This window comes from Streptomyces sp. NPDC006326 (genome assembly GCF_040612915.1).
In the GTDB taxonomy this organism is placed as follows: Bacteria; Actinomycetota; Actinomycetes; order Streptomycetales; family Streptomycetaceae; genus Streptomyces.
Genome location: NZ_JBEXRC010000015.1, coordinates 69437 through 83745 on the forward strand (window position 1 = coordinate 69437; position 14309 = coordinate 83745).

General features: G+C 74.8%; 11 protein-coding genes. 9 read left to right on the forward strand and 2 right to left on the reverse strand.

Translation table 11 applies throughout. From position 1 onward, the window contains the following. The first annotated feature begins 48 nt into the window (after window positions 1-48). Genes ABZ128_RS14735 through ABZ128_RS14760 form a run of 6 tightly spaced genes read left to right on the forward strand, consistent with a single transcriptional unit; the run spans window position 49 to window position 7514 of the window. Complete coding sequence (locus ABZ128_RS14735; protein ID WP_356848520.1) at window positions 49-366, forward strand: acyl carrier protein; 318 nt, start codon at window positions 49-51, stop codon at window positions 364-366. Next, window positions 363-3434: a beta-ketoacyl synthase N-terminal-like domain-containing protein gene (locus ABZ128_RS14740; protein ID WP_356848522.1), complete on the forward strand. Its 3072-nt coding sequence runs from the start codon at window positions 363-365 to the stop codon at window positions 3432-3434. The genes ABZ128_RS14735 and ABZ128_RS14740 overlap by 4 nt, the downstream gene beginning before the upstream one ends. Beyond that, the gene (locus ABZ128_RS14745) at window positions 3431-4465 is read left to right on the forward strand and encodes a 3-oxoacyl-ACP synthase III family protein (protein WP_356848523.1); all 1035 of its coding nucleotides are present in this window, start codon (window positions 3431-3433) and stop codon (window positions 4463-4465) included. The genes ABZ128_RS14740 and ABZ128_RS14745 overlap by 4 nt, the downstream gene beginning before the upstream one ends. Before the next feature lie 34 nt (window positions 4466-4499). Further along, window positions 4500-6476, forward strand: coding sequence for an HAD-IIIC family phosphatase (locus ABZ128_RS14750; RefSeq protein ID WP_356848524.1), 1977 nt, complete (start codon window positions 4500-4502; stop codon window positions 6474-6476). Next, entirely contained in the window at window positions 6433-6669 is a 237-nt protein-coding gene (locus ABZ128_RS14755) for a phosphopantetheine-binding protein (protein WP_356848525.1), read from the forward strand. Before ABZ128_RS14750 ends, ABZ128_RS14755 begins: the two co-directional genes overlap by 44 nt. After that, on the forward strand, window positions 6666-7514 hold the full coding sequence (locus ABZ128_RS14760; RefSeq protein ID WP_356848527.1) for a 4'-phosphopantetheinyl transferase superfamily protein: 849 nt from the start codon (window positions 6666-6668) through the stop codon (window positions 7512-7514). The genes ABZ128_RS14755 and ABZ128_RS14760 overlap by 4 nt, the downstream gene beginning before the upstream one ends. A gap of 12 nt (window positions 7515-7526) precedes the next feature. Here ABZ128_RS14760 and ABZ128_RS14765 read toward each other — a convergent pair whose 3' ends face one another. Next, window positions 7527-8564 (reverse strand): LuxR C-terminal-related transcriptional regulator, encoded by a 1038-nt coding sequence (locus ABZ128_RS14765; protein WP_356848529.1) that lies wholly within the window; start codon window positions 8562-8564, stop codon window positions 7527-7529. 37 nt (window positions 8565-8601) lie between these two features. Here ABZ128_RS14765 and ABZ128_RS14770 point away from each other — a divergent pair, with 37 nt between their 5' ends. Further along, on the forward strand, window positions 8602-8961 hold the full coding sequence (locus ABZ128_RS14770; RefSeq protein ID WP_356848531.1) for a hypothetical protein: 360 nt from the start codon (window positions 8602-8604) through the stop codon (window positions 8959-8961). A gap of 68 nt (window positions 8962-9029) precedes the next feature. Here the strand turns inward: ABZ128_RS14770 and ABZ128_RS14775 are convergent, their stop codons facing one another. Beyond that, window positions 9030-9740, reverse strand: coding sequence for a 4'-phosphopantetheinyl transferase superfamily protein (locus tag ABZ128_RS14775; RefSeq protein ID WP_356848533.1), 711 nt, complete (start codon window positions 9738-9740; stop codon window positions 9030-9032). A 381-nt stretch (window positions 9741-10121) separates the two neighbouring features. On the opposite strand from ABZ128_RS14775, the gene ABZ128_RS14780 reads away from it, so the two are divergent. Next, complete coding sequence (locus ABZ128_RS14780) at window positions 10122-12962, forward strand: AAA family ATPase (protein WP_356848535.1); 2841 nt, start codon at window positions 10122-10124, stop codon at window positions 12960-12962. 257 nt (window positions 12963-13219) lie between these two features. Then, window positions 13220-14176, forward strand: a complete 957-nt coding sequence (locus ABZ128_RS14785; RefSeq protein WP_356848536.1) for a hypothetical protein — start codon at window positions 13220-13222, stop codon at window positions 14174-14176. The last annotated feature ends 133 nt before the right edge of the window (window positions 14177-14309 follow it).

A 14309-nucleotide genomic window follows, 5' to 3' on the forward strand; every position in this document is an offset into this window, starting at 1 on the left:
GGCCCCGGCGCCGTGCGTACGCCGCCGCACACCGAAGGAGTGCACGCGATGACCGCCCCCACCCCCTTTTCCCCCGCCTGGCTGCTGGACCGGGTCGCCCTGTACCTGCGCCGGCCGGCGTCCACCATCGACCCCGCCGTGTCGCTGGCCGAGTACGGCATGGACTCGGTGATGGCCCTGAGCCTCTGCGGCGACCTGGAGGACGAGTTCGGCCTGGAAGCCGAACCGACCCTGCTGTGGGACCACCCGACCGTGGAGAGCCTGCTCGCCCACCTGCTCACGGTGCTGCCGGGCCACGGTGCCCCGGCCGCGGCCGCCGCCAGGACCGCGTCCGCGATGGCGGCGTCCGACGGGCGGTACCGGTGAGGGGCGGCATCGCGGTGGTCGGCATCGACTGCCTCTTCCCGGGCGCGCACGGCACCGACGCCTACTGGGAGCTGCTGCTGCGCTCCGGTGACGCGATCGGCGAGGTGCCGGACGAGCGGTGGAGCGCCGCCGACTTCCCGGCCGTCTCGCGGGGCGGCTTCGCGGAGGGCACCGACAGCTTCGACCACGCCTTCTTCTCCGTCTCGCCGCGCGAGGCCGCCGCCATGGACCCGCACCAGCGGATGCTGCTCCAGTGCGCGTGGCGGGCGGTCGAGGACTCCGGTACGGCGCCCCCGGAGCTGGCCGGCACCGACACGGGGGTCTTCGTCGGGATGATGGGCGGCGAGTGGGGCCGCCTGACCATGGCCGACCACCGCCGGGTCACCCCGCAGCTCGGAGCGGGCGGCAGCGCCGGGATGACCGCGAACAGGGTGTCGTACCACCTCAACCTGGCGGGGCCCTCGCTCACCGTCGACACCGCCTGCTCGTCCTCGCTGGTCGCCGTCCACCTGGCGGTCAATTCGCTGCTGTCGGGCGAGACGTCGACGGCCCTCGCGGCGGGCGTCAACCTGGTCCTGTCGCCGTCCCTGGGGCTGGTCTACGAGCAGCTCGGGCTGGCCGCGCCCGACGGCCGCTGCAAGCCCTTCAGCGCCGAGGCCGACGGCATCGGGCGCAGCGACGGCGTCGCGGTCGTGGTGCTGCGCCGGCTGGAGGACGCGCTGGCGGACGGCAGCCGGGTGTACGCCGTGATCCGCGGTACGGCGGTCAACCAGGACGGGCGCAGCAACGGGGTGACCGCCCCCAGCCGGTGGGCCCAGCAGAAGGTGCTGGAGGCCGCGTACCGCCGGGCCGGTGTCACCGCCGACCAGGTGCGGTTCGTCGAGGCCCACGGCACCGGGACGGTGCTGGGCGACGCCATCGAGTGCGCGGCGCTCGGCGCGGTGCACGGCGTGGACCGCAGTGAGCCGTGCGCGCTCGGGTCGGTCAAGGGCAACGTGGGCCACACCGAGGGCGCGGCGGGACTCGCCGGGCTGATCAAGACGGCGCTCGCGCTGCACCACCGCCTCGTGCCGGCCAGCCGCTTCGCGGACCGGGAGAATCCCCGGCTGCGGCTCGCCGAGCGCGGGCTGCGGCTGCTCAAGTCCCCGCTGCGGCTGCCGCGCGGGGAGACCGTTGCGGGCGTCAGCAGCTTCGGGATGGGCGGGACCAACGTGCACGCGGTGCTCGCGACGGCGCCCCGCCCCTTCGGGGCGGGCGCTCCCGCCCACGGCCGCGGCAGTGCTGCGGGTGGCGCGGGCGGGGCGCCGGCCCGGGGGCGGGCGTCCGGCCGTGCCGAGGCTGCCGCCGGGGTGTTCACCCTGACCGCGGACAGCCCCGAGGGGCTGCGCCGCAACCTGGCCGTGCAGGCCGCCGCGGTGGCCGCCCGGCCGCGCGGCGCGGCCGCCGCCCTGTGCCGGTCCAGCAACCGGGTCAAGACCGGGCTGCCGTACCGCTTCGCCACCACCGCCCGGGACACCGGCGAACTCGCCGCCGCACTGCGGCGGGCCGCCGAGGCCGGCCCGGACGCCGTCGTCGGGACCCGCCGGGCCCCCTCCTGGTCCCGGCCGGCCGTCGCCTTCCTCTTCACCGGCCAGGGCAGCGAGTACGCGGGGATGACCGCGGGCCTCTACCGGGAGTCGGCCGCCTACCGGCGCCACCTCGACGAGGCCGACGCGGCGCTCGGCGCGCACACCGGCTTCTCCGTACGGGAGCTGCTGCTCGGCGCCGATCCGCGGGTGGGGCGGACCGGATGCGCCCAGCCCGCCCTGTTCGCCGTCGGGTACGCGCTGGCCGCCACCCTCGACGGGCTCGGGGTGCGGCCCGTGGGCGTACTGGGCCACAGCGTCGGCGAGTTCGCGGCGGCGGTGACCGCCGGGGCGCTCACCTTGGCGGAGGCGGCCGAGCTGGTCGCCGTCCGGGGGGCGCTCATGGACGAACTCCCGGCGGGCGGCGGCATGCTGGCCGTCCGTGCCGGACGGGACCGGGTTGCCGCGCTGCTCGCCGCCGAGCCGGAGGCCGCGCTCGCCGCCGTCAACGGTCCCGGCGACGTCACCCTGTCGGGGCCGGCCGCCGTGCTGGACCGGATCGAACGGGCGCTGCTCGCGGACCAGGTGCGGGTCCGCCGCCTGGACGTCGCCCTCGCCTTCCACTCGCCCGCGCTGGAGCCGGTCCTCGACCGGCTCAGGGAGCGCGCCGAGCGGATCGCCGCGGTGCGCCCGCAGGTGCCCTTCGCCTCCACCCGGTACGGCCGGATGCTGCGCGAGGAGCCGCTGGACGGCGCCTACTGGGCCGGACAGGCCGCCGAACCGGTCCTGTTCGCCGACGCGCTCGAAGCACTCGTACGGGAGACCGCGCCGACGCACCTGCTGGAACTCGGGCCGCGCCCGCAGCTGCTGCCGCTGGCCGGCCGGGCCGACGCGGCCCACGGGCGGGACTTCCTGCACCCCTGCCCGGGGCCCGAGTCGGGCGGCCGGGAGCTGGCCGAGGTGGCCGCGGCGCTGTACCGGGCGGGCCTCGACCCCGACTGGTCGGCCCTGTACGAGCCCGGGGACCGCAGGGACGAGCCGCTGGCGCCGTACGTCTTCAGCACCGGGAGCCGGTTCCGCAACGGCCGCCGGGCGGACCCGACGGCGACGACCCCGGCCGGTACGGCGGTCCCGGCGGTCCCGGCGGTCCCGGCGGTCCCGGCAGTCCCGGCGGTCCCGGCGCCCGCCATGGCCTCCGCGGCGGCCCTCGCGGCGGCCCCGGAGGGGAACCGCGCGGACCGGGAGGTCCTGGCAGCCGTGATCGCCGCCGTGACGGAGGTCGGCGGCTACCCGGCCGGGGAGATCGGGCCCGCCGTCCGGTTCTACGAGGACCTCGGCTTCGACTCCGTCATGATCATGCAGCTCAAGGACCGGATCGAGGCGCGGCTGCCCCGACTGGGCGAGGTGTCCGTCCCGCACATGCTGCCGGCCCTGCGCTCGGTCGCCTCCCTCGCAGACCACCTCGGCCACCAGCTCACCGCGAAGGCGGTCCCGGCCGCATGAAGGAGCACACCCTGCACCCCACCACCGCATTCATCGCCGCCACTGGCAGCGCCCTGCCCGGGCCGCCCGTCTCCAACAGCACCCTCGGCCGGGCCCTCGGCGTCAGCGACGAGTGGATCGACGTGTTCGTGGGCACCCGGACCCGGCACTTCGCCCGGGACCTCGCCACCGGCGAGGTCCGCGCCACCCTGGCCGACCTGTGCGCCGAGGCGGGCGCCCAGGCGCTCGCCGCCGCGGGCCTGGACGCCGCGGACATCGAGTTCCTGGTCCTGGCCACCGCCACCCCCGACCACCTGCTGCCCACCACGGCCGCGCAGGTCGCCGACCGGCTCGGGCTCGACCACCTGCCGGTCTACCAGCTGCAGTCCGGCTGCTCCGGGGCGCTCCAGGCGGTGGAGCTCGGCGCGGCGCTGCTCGGCGCCGGCGCCGGTGCGGGACTGGTGATCGGCGGGGACGTCACCCACCGACACCTCGACCTGCGGCCCGGTGCGGGCCGGCTTCCCGGCCGGGAGCTCGTCAACTACGTCCTCTTCGGGGACGGCGCCGGTGCGGCCGTGCTGACGGCGGAGCCGGCCGGCGAGCGGGTGGCCGTACGGCGCGTGGTCCACCGGCTCACCGGCCTCGGCCGGGAACCCGGACAGCTCCTGGACTGGTACGGCACCAGCGACCGGGACTCGGACCGGCCGATGCTGGCCGAGGACTACAAGGCGATCGAGGAGCAGGTGCCGGACATGGCGGCGGAGCTGCTGTGGGCACTACTGGACGAGACCGGCTGGCGGCCCGAGGAGGTCCACTACCTGCTGCCGCCGCAGCTCTCCCGGCGGATGACCGAACGGATCGCGCAGCGGCTGGCCCTGCCGTCCGCGCGGGAGATCAGCTGCGTCGCCGACACCGGGAACACCGGGAACGCCCTGCCCTTCCTGCAGATCGAGGGACTGCTCGACCACATGGTGCAGGGCGAACGGGCGCTGGTCCTGTCCATCGAGTCCAGCAAATGGATCAAGGCCGGACTCGGCCTGGAAAGGGTCTGAGGCGGCCGTGGGAACAGGGGTGAGGAGCACTGCGGTGTCCGAGGCGGCGCCGGTGGCAGCGACGGCCCGGACGGGAGTGACGGCGAGGACGGGAGTACTGGACCGGCTGCGCGCCCTGCGCGCCGAGGACAGGCTGGAGGAGGAGTACGACACGGTCGCCGCCCTGCTGGCCCGGGACGAGGCGGAGGACGATCCGGCCCTGCTGCGCCGGGTCGGGCGGTTGCTGGCCGGGGTGGACCGGCAGCGCGTACGGGATCTGCACCCCGGCACCCCCGTGGTGACGGTCGGAATCACCGGGCAGTCCACCGTCGCACCCGTGGTGGACCCGCTGACGGCCGAATTCGCCCGGCACGGGATGCTGTTGAACCCGGTCCTGGGGGACCACGGGGCCTACGTCCAGGACCTCGCCGGGGCCGGCGGCCCGTTCGGCGCCGCGGAACTGGTCCTGTGCCTGCTCGACGACGAGACCGTCTTCGGCCGCGTGCCCCCCGTATGGCGGCCGCAGGACGTGGAACGCGCCGCGGGGGAGGCCCTGGAGCTGCTCGCCGCACTGGCCGCCGGGCACGCGGCCGCGGGCCGGGGCACCCTGGTCCTCAACACCGTCCCGCTGCCCCGGGAGCGCAGCCACCAGCTGATCGACCACCGCTCGCGGGCCGAACTCGGAGCGGTGTGGCGCGAGTTCAACAGCAGACTGCTGCGGCTCGGTACGCGCTGCGCCGGCCTGGTGGTGCTCGACCTCGACCCGCTGATCGCCGAGGGCGGACCGGTGCGCGACGTGCGCCTCGCCCACTACGCCCGGGCCCGCCTGGGCGCACCCCTGCTGGCCTCGGTCGCCCGGGAAGCCGCCCACCTGGCCCGGGCCCGGCACGGGCTGACGCGCAAGTGCCTGGTGCTCGACCTCGACCACACCCTGTGGGACGGGGTGCTCGCCGAGGGCGGGGCGGACGGCATCGCCGCGGCGGGCGAGGGCCGCCCCGCGGCCTTCGGGGCGTTCCAGCAGGTGATCGCCCAGCTCGCCGCGCAAGGCGTCCTGCTCGCCGTCAGCAGCAAGAACGACCGCCGGGAGGTGGTGGACGCGCTCTCCGGCCACCCCGACCTGGTCCTGCGCGAGGGGGACTTCGCGGAGATCCGCGCCGACTGGGAGCCGAAGGACACCCATGTGCGGGACATCGCCGGCCGGCTGGGCATCGGCACCGGCGCACTGGTCTTCGTCGACGACTCCTCGGCCGAGTGCGCACGGGTCCGGGCCGCGGTGCCGGAGGCCGCCGTGGTCCGCCTCGACGACGAGCCGGCCCTGCACATCACCCGCCTGCTGCGCGACGGCTGGTTCGACACACCGACCCTCACCGAGGACGACCGGGACCGGGCCGGTCGGTACCGAGCCGAATCGCAGCGCGCCGCAGCCCGCCGACAGGCCGCAACGGCGGAGGGGTTCCTGCGGGACCTCGGCATCACCGTGGACCTCGGCCGGCCCGCACCGCACGCATGGGCCCGTGTCGCCCAACTCACGCAGCGCACAAATCGGTTCAACCTGACCGGACTGCGGCTGACCGAGCAGGAGGTGGCGTCGGCCGCGGCCGGGACCGGCGGCCGGATGCTGCTGGCCGCCCGCTCGGCCGACCGGTTCGGCGAGCACGGCACGGTGGGAGCGGTGCTGGCGCGGCGGGCCGGGGAAGCGCTGGAGATCGAGAACGTCTGGCTCAGCTGCCGGGTGCTGGGCCGGGGCATCGAACAGGCCATTGTCCGCGCCCTGCTGGAACGTGCGCGCACCGACGGCTGCTCCGTGGTGACCGCCCGCTACACGGAGAACCGGGCGAATGCCCGGGCCGCCGGATTCTACCCCTCGCTCGGCTTCACCCGACTGGCCGACGCGCCCGAAGGCACGCTATTCCAGCACGACTTGACAGAGATTCAAGTCGCTCCCGACCACATCTTGCTGCACATGATTTCGGCCGGAAAGGATACAAGTGAATCTTGGAAGCCTCGACGATTTCCACCGATTGCTCCATGATGAGTTCAATCTTGATCTGAGGGCGCACGGGCCGGGCATCCGGCTGGCCGACCTGCCGCAATGGGACTCGGTGCTCCTGCTGCAACTCATCACCCTCATAGAAGAACAGACAGGACGGCGGCTTCCGGTCCGGCCCATCCTCGAAGCCGCAACGATCGAAGACATCCATGCTTTAGTGAAGGAGCAAGAATGACGGCCCCCCGAAGCACGGCCGTGGGACCGCCGCTCTCCACCCCGGTCGAGGTCGCCGACTGCTCGGACGCGGCCTGGATCCAGGTCCGCGAGGACCTGCGGGAGACGGGCTCCGCGCTGCTGTGGGCCCGGATGTCCGAGCTGGGGGAGCAGCTCCCGCAGGGAGACGCGCTGCGCGAACTGCTCGGCCGTGACTGGTCGCGCTACTTCGAACTGGCCCACGACGACGTACGCAGCCGCTACGCGGCTTCCCGGCTGCTGCTCAAGTGCGCGGCGGGCGCGGTGCTGCGCAGCGATCCCGCCCAGCTGGAGCTGACGTACGGGCCGACGGGACGGCCGTACCTGCGCGGCTACGACCAGATCGACATCAGCCTCAGCCACACGGGCGATCTGCTGCTGGTCGGGCTGACCACCCGCGGCCTGATCGGGGTGGACGCCGAGCGGACGGACCGCCCGATGTACCGGGACGGGCTCGGCCGGCACGTCTGCACACCGTACGAGCTGATCACCCTGGCCGCGCTGGACGAGCGGGAGCGCAACCCGTCGCTCGTACGGCTGTGGACGCTGAAGGAGGCCTACAGCAAGGCGATCGGCCAGGGGATGAACTTCCGGTTCACCGAGTTCGGCTTCGGGCCGGACGGCAGGCCGGTCCAGGTGCAGCGCCCGGACGGCACCCCCGGGGCGGGCGACGAGTGGTCCTTCCGCACCTTCGTGATCGACGACGAGTACTGCGTCAGCGGCGCCGTGTACGACGCGGGCTTCGGTTCCTCACCGGACACCGACATCACCACGATGCTGGACCAGGACTGCGTGGACACCATCAGCGACGTCCTGCGCAGGATCTGAGAGGGAGCGGGGTCAGAGCAGTTCGTCCTGCGGGGTGTCGAGGATCCCGGACATCGCGACGTTGAAGCCGGCCTGGAAGCGGCTGGTCGCCTCCAGCTCCTCGGTGATCTCGGCGATGTGGCGCCGGCAGGTCCGCACGGACATGCCGAGGCGGCGGGCCACCATCTCGTCCTTGAAGCCCTTCGACATCAGCCGCATGATCGAGTGCTTGACGTCGTCCGCCGTGGCGGTGGCCTTGTTGGTCTCCGGCGCGAACGGCGTCGCCCCGTCCCAGAGGTGGTCGAAGACGGAGCAGAGGAAGGACACCAGGGTCGGTTCGCGGACGATCGCCGCGCCCGGGGGCCGGCCGGGACAGGCGGCGCGCTCCGGCAGGAAGGCGATCTCGCGGTCGTAGATGAACAGGCGGTCGATCAGCTCGTCGGCGGTGCGCACCTCCCCGCCGGCCGCGGTCACCTCGCGGACGTAGGCCCGGGTGGGCAGATCACTGCGCGCGGTGTGCTGGTAGAGGGTCTTCATCTGTACGCCGCGGCCGAGGAGTTCCAGGGCGGACTCGCGGGCGGCGGGGAGGATCTCGGCCGGGCGGGGGCCGCCCGGCTGGATGATCAGCAGCTCGCTGCGGCACATCTGGCGGCGCTCGTCGATGGTGGACTGCACCAGGGCGGCGTCCGTGATCAGGTCGAAGGCCTCGACCCGGTTCCGCTCCCGGCGGCCCTCGAAGTAAAGGGGGGTCAGGGACAGGAGTTTGGACCGGACGTCGGTGACGGCGGCCTGGAGGTCGCGGATCTGCCGCTCGGCGGCGCCCACCAGGTCGGCGGCCGCGGCGTCGGGGCCCACCGGCACCAGGACGGACGGGTCACCCGGCATCGGCTGGAGCAACTTGAGGTGGCGCAGCACCTGTTCGGTGCGTTCGATGTCCTGGGGACACAGCCGCAGCTCCTCGGCCACGGCCTCCCGGTCGAACCGGCCCATGCGGACGGCCTGCCCGTAGGCGGACGCGCTCGTGTCGTCCAGCTCCGCGAAACCCGAAGCGGTGTATTCGCTCCCTATCATCCGTGCCGCTCCCCCGAACTCCGGCGCATTTGTTGTCATGCAACATTACGCCACCGTGATGGGTTTGGTCTGCGTCGATGATCGCAGGCAGTCTGTGGGGGACAGGCGGGGGCAGCCGATGAAGGTTCAAAGCGAAACCATTCATCAAGGCCTCTTTGGTGAATCTTTACTGTTTGGGGGACGAGAAATGGGAAGCTCTGTGGGGAGTGCACGGGTCGGCGCGTTCGCGGTGGCCGCCCTCGCTCTTGCGCTGTGCCTTTCCGTGACGGGCGGCGCGCAGGCCGCCGGCCCTTCTCTGGCCGACGGGCCGGGCGTGCACGTCCAGGTCGGCCTGGGGGCGGCGCTCGGCTCGGTCGTGGGATCGGTCACGATCCCGGAAGACGACCGCTGGAACTGATGCCCGGCTGACCACCGGCATCGAAGTGCCGACGAGGCCCTCCACGCACGTCGCTTGGGGGGCCTGCGTCATGCGGCGGCCGGGACGCGGGCGGCGGGACGTGCGGAATCGGCGGAAGCGGCGGATGCGGCGGTGTGGGCGATGGCGCTGACCAGGAGGCCGTCCTCGGCCGCCCAGCGGCCGCGCAGCTCCCGCGGCGCGAGGCCGCACGCCACGGGACCGGTCAGCAGCCGCACGTGGAACGCGGCCCGGTCCGGATCCAGCGCCACCAGCGCCTCGTGGAAGCCGAGCTCCCGTCCCGTCAGGGGATACCACGTTTTGAAGACGGACTCCTTGATGCTGAAGAGCAGCCTGTCCCAGGACAGTTCCGGGCGCGCGGCCAGCAGCGCCGCCACCTGCCGGCGCTCCGGACCCAGGGCGATCACGTCCAGGATCCCCTCGGGCAGGGGCTCGTCGGGCTCGGCGTCGATCCCCAGGGAGGCGATCCGCGAGCGCGGTGCCAGCGCCGCCGCCCGGTACCCCGTGCAGTGCGTCATGCTGCCGGTCACCGAAGGATCCCAGGTCGGCGCCCCGCGACCGCCGGGCAGCACCGGGGCGGGCGGCAGGCCCAGCCGGGCCATTGCCACCCGCGCGCACCAGCGGACGGCCGTGAACTCCTCCCGGCGCTTGGGTACCGCGTCACGGACCAGCTCGGCCTCCTCGGGGAAGAGCGCGGCGCCCACGGGATCGGAGCGCACCTCGACGGCGACGACGTCGGGTGGCAGCAGAGCGGAAAGCATGGCGGCCCCTGTGGCTCTCGGAAGGTCTGACGGGCGGATCTCCACCGTCCCCGCCGCCGGCCGCCGCCGCCGGGTACGCAGGGCCGGGCTCCCCGAGGTGTCCGCCCGGACGGGGCGGATCCGCCACCTTGCTGCCATGTGCGGCACCCGGCCCGACGGGCACCGCCGTACGGGGGTCAGACCCGGCACCCGGGTTTGCCATGCGCTTGCCATAGGGCCGGCTGCGCGCTCCCGCCCTTACGGGTGGATTGCGCCGCGCACAAAAGCCCCCTCGGACTCGGATAGGGAATTCACGGGTGCGGGGACGCGCGCCACGGAGGGCTTTTTGAGAAGAAATCCGGGTGCCGGGAAACGGAATATGTGCTTTCAGGGGGGCATCGCATGAGGCTCGTGGAACGAGCAGGTGAGCTGAAAAGACTGGAAACGGTTCTCGCGTCCTGTGTGGGGGGAGAGAGCGCCACCGTTCTGATCGAAGGCCCCGTCGGCTGCGGCAAGACCGAACTGATCACTTTCGTGGTCCAGCTCGGCATCGCGGTCGGCGCCCTGGTGCTGCGCGCCACCGGCTCGGCTGCCGAACGGCGGCTCCCGCTGGGGGTGCTGGGCCAGCTCGCGGCCGGCAGCCGCACCGGACTGCTCAGCTCGACCCGGCGGACGGCGCACGGGAGCCAGGCGGAGTCGATGGAGCTCTTCAGCGCCTCCGTACGCCGCCTCGCGACCCCGGGCACCCCTGTGGTGATCTGCGTCGACGACTGGCAGCACGCCGACGACCTCTCCCGCTCCTACCTGCTCCACCTCGCCCATACGTCGCGGGCATCGGGCGTCCTGCTGGTCCTCGGCCGGACCCTGGACGGGCGCCCCGGCGACCCGCTGCCCGCCACCGACCTCATCCGGCTGCCCCAGCTGGTCCGGCTGCGTCCCGCTCCGCTGAGCGCGGCCGGCGCCGCCGAACTGGCCGGCTCCGCAGCCCTGCCCGGGGCCGCACGGGACAGTGCGCGGCTGTGCGGGATCAGCGGTGGCAACCCGCTGCTGCTGCGCGCCCTCTTCGAGGAGCTCGGGCCCGCTTACGCCTCGGCCGGCGCCGCCGGCGCCGAAGGGGCGGAGCCGGAGCCGCGGCCGGAGCCGGAGCCGCGGCCTGAGCCGGATCCTGAGCCGCACGGGGCCTTCGGCCAGGCCGTCCTGGCCTGCCTGGAGCGCAACGGTGCCGGAACCGTCGAACTCGCCCGCGCCCTGGCCGTGCTCGGGGGGCTCGCCTCGCCCGGCACCGCCGCCGCCCTGCTGGACCTGCCCGCGGCCGCCGTCGAGCGCACCGTCGCGACCCTCGGCGAGGCCGGCCTGCTCGACGGCAGCCGGTTCCGCCACCCGGTGGCCCGCCGGGCCGTGCTCGATGCGACTCCCGCCGCCGGTCTCGCCGCCCTGCACGCGCGGGCGGCGGCCGTGCTCCACGACGCCGGGGCCGAGGCTCCCGCCGTCGCCGCACACCTGCTCGCCGCCGGCGGTCCGGCGCCCGACTGGGGGGTGCCCGTGCTGGAGGGGGCCGCCGTCCAGCTGCTCTCCGCGGGCCGCGCCGAACGCGCCCTCGCCTGCCTCGAAGCGGCCGCCGCGCACCTCACCGAACCCGAGGAACTGGCCCACGTGCAACTGCGGGCCGCCGCCGTCGCCGCCCGGCTGGACCCCGCCCTCGCCGAACTCCGCCTCGGTGCGCCCCTGGCGGCGGCCCGGGCGGGACGGCTGGGCCCGTCCGCACTCGGTGCGCTCGCCCGGACGCTCACCAGCCAGGGCCGGCTCGACGAGGCCGCCGAGGTACTGACCCTGCGCGCCGCCGCCGGGCCCGCCCCCGGCGAGCGCGCCGCGTACGGCAGCCACGCCCGGCCCCGGACGCAGGGCCGGGCCGGCGGTTACGAACCCGACCCGCTCGACGGGCTCTGCGCCTTCCCCCGCAGGATCCCGGTACCGCGCGGCGAGGGCCGGGCGCGCCGGGACGAGGGCCGGCTCCCCGGGTACGGCCACGGCACGGACGAGCCGGGCGGCGCCCCGACGGCCCTGTGGCACCTGCCCGAGGGCAGGCCGGCCGCCGCGGTGGTGGCCGCCGACGACTTCCTGCGCGGAGTCTCGCCCGGCTGCGCAGCCGTCGAACCCACCGTGCAGGCCCTGCGTACGCTGCTCTACCTCGGGGGCGCCCAGCACGCCCTCCACTGGTGCCGGCACACCGCCGCCGAGGCCGACCGCCGCGGCGCGCCCGCCTGGTCGGCCCTGCTGCGCACCGTCCACGCCATGGTCCTGCTGCGCCAGGGTGATCTGGCGGGAGCCGAGCAGGAGGCCCTTGCGGCCCTCGGCTCGGTGCCGCGGGGCACCGGCAGCGCCCTGATGAGCGCCGCCTCCGGCACGCTCGTACGGGCCCGGCTGGCGCTGGGCCGGACCGACGAGGCGGCGGAGGAACTGGCCAGGCCCGTACCGGACTCGGTCTTCGCCTCGGTGCCCGGTCTGGAGTACCTGCGGGCGCGCGGCCAGTTCCATCTGGCCGCCAGCCGCCATCACGCCGCACTCGGCGACTTCCTGGAGATCGGGCGGCGCATGCGGCGCTGGGGCCTGGACCGCCCGGTGGTCCTGCCCTGGCGCACGGACGCGGCGGAGGCCCTGCACCGGCTCGGCGAGTCGCGCCAGGCCGAGCGCTTCGTCGCGGACCAGCTCGCCATGCCGGACATGGCCGACCCGTGGGTGGAGGGCATCTCCCTGCGCGCCCGGGCCGCCCATCAGGAGCCGCGCAAACGGCAGGTCATGCTGGCCCGGTCCGCCGAGGCCCTGCGCCGCTCCGGCGACCGCTACGAGCTCGCCCGGACCCTGGCCGAGTTCGCGCGGGTGCTCCAGGACTGCGGGGAGACCAGCCGCTCCGTCATGGTCGGCCGGACCGCGTGGCACCTGGCGGACGAGTGCGGGGCGCAGCCGCTGCGCAACACCATCACCCGGCCCGGTCCGCAGCCGGCCCCGGAGGTGCCCCCCGCGCCGGTGACCTCGTACGCCGAACTGGTCGACCGGCTCAGCGATTCGGAGCGGCGGGTCGCCGCGCTCGCCGTGCGCGGGGACACCAACCGGGAGATCGCCGAGAAGCTGTGCGTCACGGTCAGCACCGTGGAGCAGCACCTCACCCGCGCGTACCGCAAACTCGGCATCACGCGGCGGCTGGAGCTGCCGGTCGAGCTCCAGCTCATCGGTGCCGAGATGTAGCGGCCCGGAGGGAGTCCCCGCACGCCGGGCCGCCGGGCCGCCGGGAGCGCCAGGGCCGCCGGGGCCGCCAGGGCTGCCGCAGGAGTATGGCAGGCCCATGGCAGGGGCGGCCGGGTGCGCCGTACCGGACGGCAGGGGTCAGCCGTCGTACGGGCGTCAGGCCCCCGGGTCCGGTGCGGGACGGCCGGCCGCCCCCGCGATCCGGGGCCCGGTCCCGCAGGCTCGGTCAGAGGCGCAACCCACCGAGGGGGCACACCATGACGAACGACCGGCCCGCGCGGCCCACCGCGACCCCCGCGGCGCTGCGCGAACGCGTACTGGAGCGGGCCGAGGCCCGGATCGGCGGCCTGCTGGCCGACGAGCACGGCCAGTGGGCCGTCGAGGACCGCCACGCGGCGGCCCTGGTGAGCGATATCGCGGCCGTGGTCCGTACGGCCGGGGACCGGGTCCGCCCGGCCCTCTTCCTGACCGGCTACCTGGCGGCGGGCGGCGACCCGGAATCGGGCCACGCCGTCGATGCCGCGGCCGCACTCGAATTCCTCGACGCGGGCCTGTCCATCCGCACCGACACCCGGGAGGGCACGGCGCTGCGGCGCGGCCTGCCCACCCTGCACGTCAGCCACGCCGCCGAGCACGAACGCAGCGGCTGGCGCGGGGAGTCCCGCCGCTTCGGCGAGGGCACCGCGGTACTCGCCGGGGACCTCGCACTGTCCTACGCGGACCGGCTCGCCGCCGGGCTGCCGGAAGAGGCCCGGCGGGTCTGGGACCGGCTCCGCGTCGAACGGGTGCTCGGCACCCATGCGGCCGCCGCCGCCGGAGCGGCCTACCAGGACGACCCATGGCCGGGCCCATGCCTGACCGGAGGCTGCCCACGGGGCTGCGCGGCCGGCTGGTACGCCGTACGGCACCCGCTGCTGCTCGGCGCCGCGCTCGCCGGAGGTCCGGAACTGGAGCGGTTCTACGGAGAGTTCGCCGCGTGGCTGCATGCGGCCTGGAGGCTGCGGGGCTTCCTCGCGGGAGGCCCGGAGTTCGGCGACGAGGCGGCCCTGCTGCGCGACGTGCTCTTCGACGCGCACAGCCGCACCGGCGCCGAACGCCGGATCGCCGAACTGGCCGCGGCGGCCGCCCACGCCCTGGCCGGCGCACCCCTGACCGACCAGTGGCGCAGCGAACTCATCGTGCACATCGGGACGTTGACCGAATGCGCCGACTGACGCAGGGCCGGCCGGCGCAAGGCGCTCCTGGGGTTACGTGGTGTAGTAGCCGGCCACGTCGGCGATGAGGTCGACGGATCCGGCGTTGTTGTAGAAGCTGACTTTGCCGTTGACGACGGGGACGACGACCAGG

Excerpts from the sequence above, each read along its gene's own strand:
- ABZ128_RS14770 (WP_356848531.1), top strand. The coding sequence starts at position 8,602 with ATGCAACATTACGCCACCGTGATGGGTTTGGTCTGCGTCGATGATCGC.
- ABZ128_RS14745 (WP_356848523.1), top strand. The coding sequence starts at position 3,431 with ATGAAGGAGCACACCCTGCACCCCACCACCGCATTCATCGCCGCCACT.
- ABZ128_RS14735 (WP_356848520.1), top strand. The coding sequence starts at position 49 with ATGACCGCCCCCACCCCCTTTTCCCCCGCCTGGCTGCTGGACCGGGTC.
- ABZ128_RS14760 (WP_356848527.1), top strand. The coding sequence starts at position 6,666 with ATGACGGCCCCCCGAAGCACGGCCGTGGGACCGCCGCTCTCCACCCCG.
- ABZ128_RS14765 (WP_356848529.1), bottom strand. The coding sequence starts at position 8,564 with ATGATAGGGAGCGAATACACCGCTTCGGGTTTCGCGGAGCTGGACGAC.
- ABZ128_RS14775 (WP_356848533.1), bottom strand. The coding sequence starts at position 9,740 with ATGCTTTCCGCTCTGCTGCCACCCGACGTCGTCGCCGTCGAGGTGCGC.
- ABZ128_RS14780 (WP_356848535.1), top strand. The coding sequence starts at position 10,122 with ATGAGGCTCGTGGAACGAGCAGGTGAGCTGAAAAGACTGGAAACGGTT.
- ABZ128_RS14785 (WP_356848536.1), top strand. The coding sequence starts at position 13,220 with ATGACGAACGACCGGCCCGCGCGGCCCACCGCGACCCCCGCGGCGCTG.